Source organism: Microcoleus sp. CAWBG58 (assembly GCF_020883045.1).
In the GTDB taxonomy this organism is placed as follows: Bacteria; Cyanobacteriota; Cyanobacteriia; order Cyanobacteriales; family Microcoleaceae; genus Microcoleus.
In genome coordinates this window covers 1-6758 of sequence record NZ_JAHRFA010000156.1, presented here as the reverse complement: position 1 = coordinate 6758, position 6758 = coordinate 1, and the positions used below count along the sequence as shown (strand labels likewise).

Annotated in this window: 2 protein-coding genes and 1 pseudogene; 1 reads left to right on the top strand and 2 read right to left on the bottom strand. The window is 44.7% G+C overall.

Annotated features, from left to right (window positions below; all coding sequences use genetic code 11):
- Positions 1 to 118: pseudogene (locus tag QZ918_RS32660) on the top strand (IS30 family transposase); the annotation flags it as partial.
- Between the two features lie 28 nt (positions 119 to 146).
- On the opposite strand, the gene QZ918_RS32655 reads toward QZ918_RS32660, so the two are convergent.
- Both QZ918_RS32655 and QZ918_RS32650 read right to left on the bottom strand, forming a co-directional pair.
- Positions 147 to 1583 carry an RNA-guided endonuclease InsQ/TnpB family protein gene (locus tag QZ918_RS32655; RefSeq protein ID WP_293343140.1) on the bottom strand — a complete coding sequence of 479 codons (1437 nt, stop codon included), beginning with the start codon at positions 1581 to 1583 and terminating at the stop codon, positions 147 to 149.
- A gap of 2542 nt (positions 1584 to 4125) precedes the next feature.
- Positions 4126 to 5961 (bottom strand): caspase family protein, encoded by a 1836-nt coding sequence (locus tag QZ918_RS32650; RefSeq protein WP_293343137.1) that lies wholly within the window; start codon positions 5959 to 5961, stop codon positions 4126 to 4128.
- Positions 5962 to 6758: the final 797 nt, after the last annotated feature.

The window sequence follows — 6758 nt, the reverse complement described above, 5'->3', positions numbered from 1 at the left end:
GGAGTTAGAAAAGGCAGTGGATTTGATTAACAATCGACCGAGGAAATCGCTTGACTATCGAACCCCTTTTGAAGTATTCTATGGACATACATCAGACACTGTTGCACTTCAGATTTGAATTGGCGCAAGGTGAACGAACCTGACGGTCAACTGAGTACAGTTAGACCGCAGGCTTCTTTTTCCTTTTTTGCAAAGGCTTTTTTGAGTGACGGAGTTCCCCCGCCACTTTGATGCAGTAGACCAATCTTTCTGATAAGTTTGGCTGAATTTTCATCTCGATCCAAAGATTCTCCGCACTGGCAGGAATGCCATCTTTCCGACAATTCTTTCGGTACTTTGTTGAGGCAATGCCAGCAATGCTGAGAAGTTCCCTTGGGATCGACGAACAAAACATTTTTACCTAATTTCCAGGCAACATATTTCAGGACGCTAGCAAATTGCCCGTGAGCAGCATCAAGCATTGATTTATTCAAGCCACTTTTAGCTGATTGACCGTTTGGTAAATAAACTAAGTTACCGTCACTGTCAATATCAGTTTTAGTTTTGGTGCATCTTGTTAGATTCTTGATACTCAAATCTTCAGCCACCAAAATTTCACACTTGCCAAACAGTTCATGTGCTATTTTGAATTGAAAATCAAGTCTCGCTCTAGCTACGAACTGATGGAGTTTGGAAATCCTGTCTTTGATAATCTGCCAAGGTTTAGAACCTTTAATTCTACTAACTAGCCTTGCTTGAAGTCTTGCTAATTTGTCAGCAAATTTCCTCAAGAATCTAGGATTCTCAACTCTTTCACCATTGGAAAGATAGGCATAATTAGTAATTCCTAGATCGATACCAAGAGTGCTTTCTTCGGTTGGTTGAATTTCTGCAACCGTTACGGGAACCGTTTTGTCTTCTAGCGTCAGGGAAATATACCACCCATCCGCTTCTCTGACAACTGTACCCGTCTTAACCTTGAAACCTGTTGGTATTGGACGGTGAAAAACCATCGGCACTTGACCTATTTTTGCGAGGCTAATACAAATCCTATTTTGCTCGTCTTTGACAATATTTAGATTGTCTAGTTGAGGGTATGTGAAGGATTTGTAGTAGGGTCGCCCTTTGAATTTAGGCTTGCCTCTACGATTGCCGTTTTTGTCGGGCGTGGTGAAATTTGAAAACGAAGTTTCAACTCTGTTGACGACATCTTGCAAGACTTGCGAATCCAGCACTTTGTAGTCAGGAAATAGCTTTTTTGTGTTCTTCAAGTCGGCAAGTTGTATCGTCTGCCACTGTACATATCCGCCTTCGATATTTGAGAAAACGTCCCCTTTTTTAGTTAAAGGATTCCCTGATTCATCCTTCTTTCTGCCATCCCTAGTCTGCACTCTGGTTAAGGGAATATTGCGATAAATCTCATCGAGAGGGACTATCGAAACAACTAACGGGCAGGCATTAATGGGCGTTCTTGTGGCTTCCCACCATCTGAATCTTTCACCGAGTCGGTAGTTGTACTGTCGGCGACAAAGTTCTAGATGAGCCACAATAGTTGCTAGTTGGGGCTTGGTTGGTTTGAGGCGGTATTTGTAGGTGAGCTGCATTATAAACTTCCTTTTTTCGACCTACCTTAAATATACCATTTCTTTTGTTTTAACATCTGGAAGTACATCAAATTTAAAGGTACTCTCGAAGTCTAATTGTCGGCTTCCGTTCCTCCATCCGACGAGCCTTTCATCAAGCGCGGTAATTCATTCGGGGGTACTTCGCGCAGCAATTGAGATTCATCCCCCTCTGAATATACCCTTAGACTTCCCGGCTGGTAGTTAATTGCAATAACTTTTTCTGTTGGATGATATTAATATCATAAATAACAATTGCTCCCTAGTTCAAGCCATGCACCGGATATCCTCCCTCAGAAAGTTCCACATCTCCAACAGTTACCGTCCAGCCCGACTCCCACTACCAACCCGGACAGAAATTTCAGATTGTTGCTGGCCTTTCTACAAATCCTGTACCGGGTGAAATTCATAGCTATCCCAGTTGCTCAGTATTTAATAGAGGAGAACTCCCAACTCTTTACTCTGTCTGCAAGTAGATGGGTTTATTGTAACTTGCAGGAGTTTCGTCTGGGAACTCAAAAATAAAGGCAGTCCTGCGACTGCCCGTGTAATTAGTTATACCTATTCGATAGGGTTGATTTTTCAGCCGATCGACAAATAGCAAATTTATCCAGCACGAACTCAATCTTGAATCTCAAATCTAAAAGCAAATAACCCACGTTTTAGTTGTAGACAATAATCCCGTTCTGCGAAACTTACTCAAATCTACTTTTAGAGCAGGTTTGACGTTCACTTCCTGTGTCTCCCAAAGCGGTAGGCCACTTCCGATCCGCAGGCATTTTTTCGGGTTCAACTCCCCCTACAAACATTTTTTCAATCTGAATGGTGTCTCGTTGACCCTGTAGGGTTCAACAAAAAAGCACTTTTAGACAAGATTGACTAATTTATGTGATTCTGTCGCTGCCCCTTAATTACTTCCGTGTGAAGGCTTGTGACCCGATAAATCCAGAGGAAGCTGGGGCAGCCGGAGCCGCACCGCATTTGTTTGCAGCCAGAGAGTGATGGCGTGCTTCCGCTGTGGAGTCACGTACTCTCCGGGTCTGATCACGCCAGCACAGACGCCGATGTTTTTAATAAGGGTTTCTCGCTCCGATGAACTTGCACCCTGTAGCAACCTGACTTGGGCTTTGATAAAATCCACGTTCATAGCAGAAAGTAAAAGTAACTAAAGAACTCAGTTAAATAGCGATGCTTTGGTTCCAATTGTAACTCTAAAACCACTTGGTACGAATCCAATTGATTCAAGATCCCCGGGATGGGGATCGGGGCCTCTAGAGCTAGCCAACTTTATTTACTTTATCTGTTTTTGCTAGCAAAAGTGTCACCATGCTAGCAGTTTTGACAGAATTTTCCATAGTTAAGAACTGTTACAAATTTACCTAGCTTCCTACAATAATGCAGAGTTTAGTGCTAACGCTACTCTCCGGGACTCAAAAAATTCACCACAGTCTCCCGATCCTTGCCTTCTTACGTTTTAGCCTCCCCCATAGGGAAGGGATCGATCGCCGAACCTTCCTCTTGGAGCGCCCCTCTTAACACCCAGACACTACCACCTCACCCTATTGATTTAGATCCCCGCATATGCTTTGCTGTGGACTATAACTTTAGGCATACGTATTGTTACTGGGGCTACCATTAGCGAGCAAGTTTGATTCTTGTTTATAGATGATATATTTTTTGGCTATTCTTCCAAAGCCATGATTTGTGTTAATTAAGGCAGCTTTATGATGTCGCACCAACGAAGACTCGAACTTCCGAGTCGATACATTTTGGTCTCTGTGGCTGTGAATTTGTTTTCTGAATTCATTGAGGACGATCGCACGCCGACGACTATTGCGAGTTACAGATCATTTTGTATAATTTATAACAGAGTGATTAATCCTAATAATTTTAAAACAGCACTATTTTTAATAGTTTTTCATTCGTAACTTGCTTTCAACCGCTAAAAAAATGGGTCAAACCAATCAACACGGCAATACCCTCACTTTCAAGATTGAAGGTGCCGATAGGACTTTCGTAGTTGGTGGTAAATAGCATTTATATGTAACCAAATTTCCTAGTTACTGAACTTTATATTAAGCATAAAATCAACAGTCAAGCAGAAGCAATTCATGCCAAAATCAAAACATTTAATTTTAGATGTAAACTGATTTATTGAGGAGTTTGGTGTCAAGCATTTTTTTGCCAAAAACATCGCTACAGCCATCTGGGCGGTAAAAAAAACCTGTTTTTTTATTCTTAAGAAGCTGTTTTTTGAGGTTTTGGAGGCACGCGATCAATATCAATTGACGCACATCTAGGATATGTTTTACTTTCCAAAAACATATCGATCCGATAGCATATAAAAATATAAAATCCCCTCTCGCTGTCTCTACGGAGGGGAAATGGTCTATAATATTCTTGTTGAAGACGCTCGATGTTTCGGTTTCTTCTTGCCGTGTCAAGAGGTATGAATTGCTAGACCTATCTGGGCCCCCTAGCTAAGATCGTTTCCCGGTGGTAAACCGGGAAATGATTAACTAAATCAACCTTTTTTCTGCCGTTGCAGCTTAGTTTTCCAATTGGCGATCGCCTTTTGAGCCGGCTGATAACTCTTGGTACCCGACGGCACCAGGGAAGCAGCTTCAACTGCCTCTTTCAACTTTCCTTGAGAGGCACGCAACTGAGCAATTTTGAGAATAGCTCCGCTCCACTCTCCAATCAACTGCTGAGCTTCTTCATGCTTTGGCTGACCGGGCTGAATTTTATTCGCTTGCTGGATGCCTTTACTGTAGGTAGATGCAGCCCCGCGCTTAATTTGACTCGCAGCGGCCGATAGCAAAGCAGCATTGACAGCCTGCTCTTTGGATAGCTCCTCCCACTGAGCGATCGCCTGTTTCGACTGATTGTAAACCGCCTGATTCACATCAGGCATCAATTTAGCCGCACCGATCGCCCCAGAGAAATTGCCCCTAGCAGCCCGCCCGTTAGCAATATCCAAAATCACCAAACTCCAGCGCTCAATATCCTGCTGAGCCTGCGGGTAGAGCGGATCGCTAGGCGGAATCGTTCGAGCCTTAACCACCGCTCGATTAAAACTAGAAGCCGAACCATCCTTGAGGAAAGTTTTTGCCTCAGCCCAAACCTGCTGGCTTGAGGGAGGCTGCTTGCTATCAGTCGCTGCTTGTACCGCGCGCGGTTGGTTCTGCGCCACTCCACCACCAGCAGATTTTTGAGTCCCGGGGTTTTGGGCATTCTCAGCAGGCGATCGAGGATCTCCTTCCTGCTGACCAATAAAAATTGATCTGTTCGTCAGAAAAACACCAAACAGCAGTACCAAAGCGGTAGCTCCACTCCACAAAACTAACTGCTGTAAAAATGACTTATCCGATCCCCCGTTATCCGTATCCTCGGGCTGTTGCGAGTTCGGTCGATCGCCCCCCCCACCGCTTCCTGGTCTGACAGCATTCGGCTGCGATACAGGAGTTCTCTCAACCGACGCATCAACGGCGTTGCGAGTTGCCTCGGGCACCTCCATTTGAGCAGTAGCCGCAACCATTTGCGGGCGATCGATCCCATCAGCCATCGCAACCGCCATATTGCCGTTGCGTCCTGCCAATGCAGAAGTCGGCACCCCAGCAGCATCAGGCAAAATCACCAAATGAGCCTTTCCAGGAGGATTCACCACCATCAAAGGTTCTTGTTTGGGACGCAAATGGTGGTCGCACAGCTCCGGTAGCCGATCGCTCAAGAAACGGTCTAAACCCTTAAGCGTCATGCACTGTCCCGATCGCAGCCCCTCTAAAAGCGCCGTCGTAAAAAATCCTTGACGCAGAGCAGAAGTTTCGCGCGAAACTTGATTCGGGCGGCAAGAAAGCACCGTCGGGATTTCCAGTTCCCGGGCCAGCTCTGCCGTTTGAGTGCCGATCGTTTCTCCCGCCTTCACTGTCTGGCTGCGGTTCATATCCACCAACACCAACACCGTTTCGGTAGGAGCATTTTTCAGAGTATTTAACAGCAACTCTACCGGAATCCCGGTACCCTGAATGTCAGCCGGATTGCCATCAACAGGCATCAAGTAATCCTTGCCTTCATAGCTAACACCGTAGCCGCTAAAAAAACACCACAATACATCTCCATGTTGTAGATGTTCCGCACAGAGGCTTTCGGTCAATTTCAGAATATTTTCCCGATTCGGATACGTAGATTGACCCCACAGCGACGGCGAGCTATCCGTCATCAACAGACATCCATCCGGCGCAAAACCAGCCTCCTCAGTCAAAAAACCGTAAAGTGCCTCTGCATCCTCTTGTGCATAACTCAAAGGCTGGAGTAACTGATATTGATTGATGCCTATTGCAATACAAGCGTGATGTTTCATCCCATATGCCCTATATATATAGTGGACAGATACATTTAACCCAGTAGAGGATGGCAATCAGCCTCTACTTTGTATGGCGCGATGTGGTAAGATGCAATCTCACGACTACGCGGAGGTATCTCTCAAAGCCTTTAACATTTTGTTAAAGGCGCCATTTATGTCACGACCAATTGCGTGACCGCATTCAGGGGCAACAAATTGTTTGTTACCTGGTAATTTTGTGTGGCTCTGTCCACACTTTCAACAGCTTTTAGATCTATATTCTTCCATTACGTCTACTACAATACATCCACGTTTAGATGCTTGATGCTTCAACGTTGGAAAGAAACGGTATGCAGCTCATGCTACCATCGCTGCTGCTGTTTTGGTAGCCAACCGACCTTCCGGTGCTTTAGCATCTCGGTAGAGCGACTTTCGCTTAGTCCGCTTACCTCCGCCTCGGCGAACCAGGGTTGGATTCGATGGTCAAGCTTGCACAAAACGATAACACATCACCGTTTAACCTTAAAACGACTTTCGCCTCCTTAGTCAGATAAGTAGTTGTCCGAAGGCAGAACTGAAGTATCTGATACTCCTACTATATTGCAGTCAAAAATTATACCCTCTGCCTGCATTCATAAAATGACGTTAAATTGAATCCCCAGTAATAATTTAGTACCGGACTTTTAGGAGTAGCGAGCAGCAAGCAAAATAACTCAACATTTGTGGTAAAACCTTTACAAATCTCTTGATGGTATGCTATGTTTATACTATTGGGGTCAAATTTATGTTGAGGCAAAAAGTTGTTCGTGTTACAG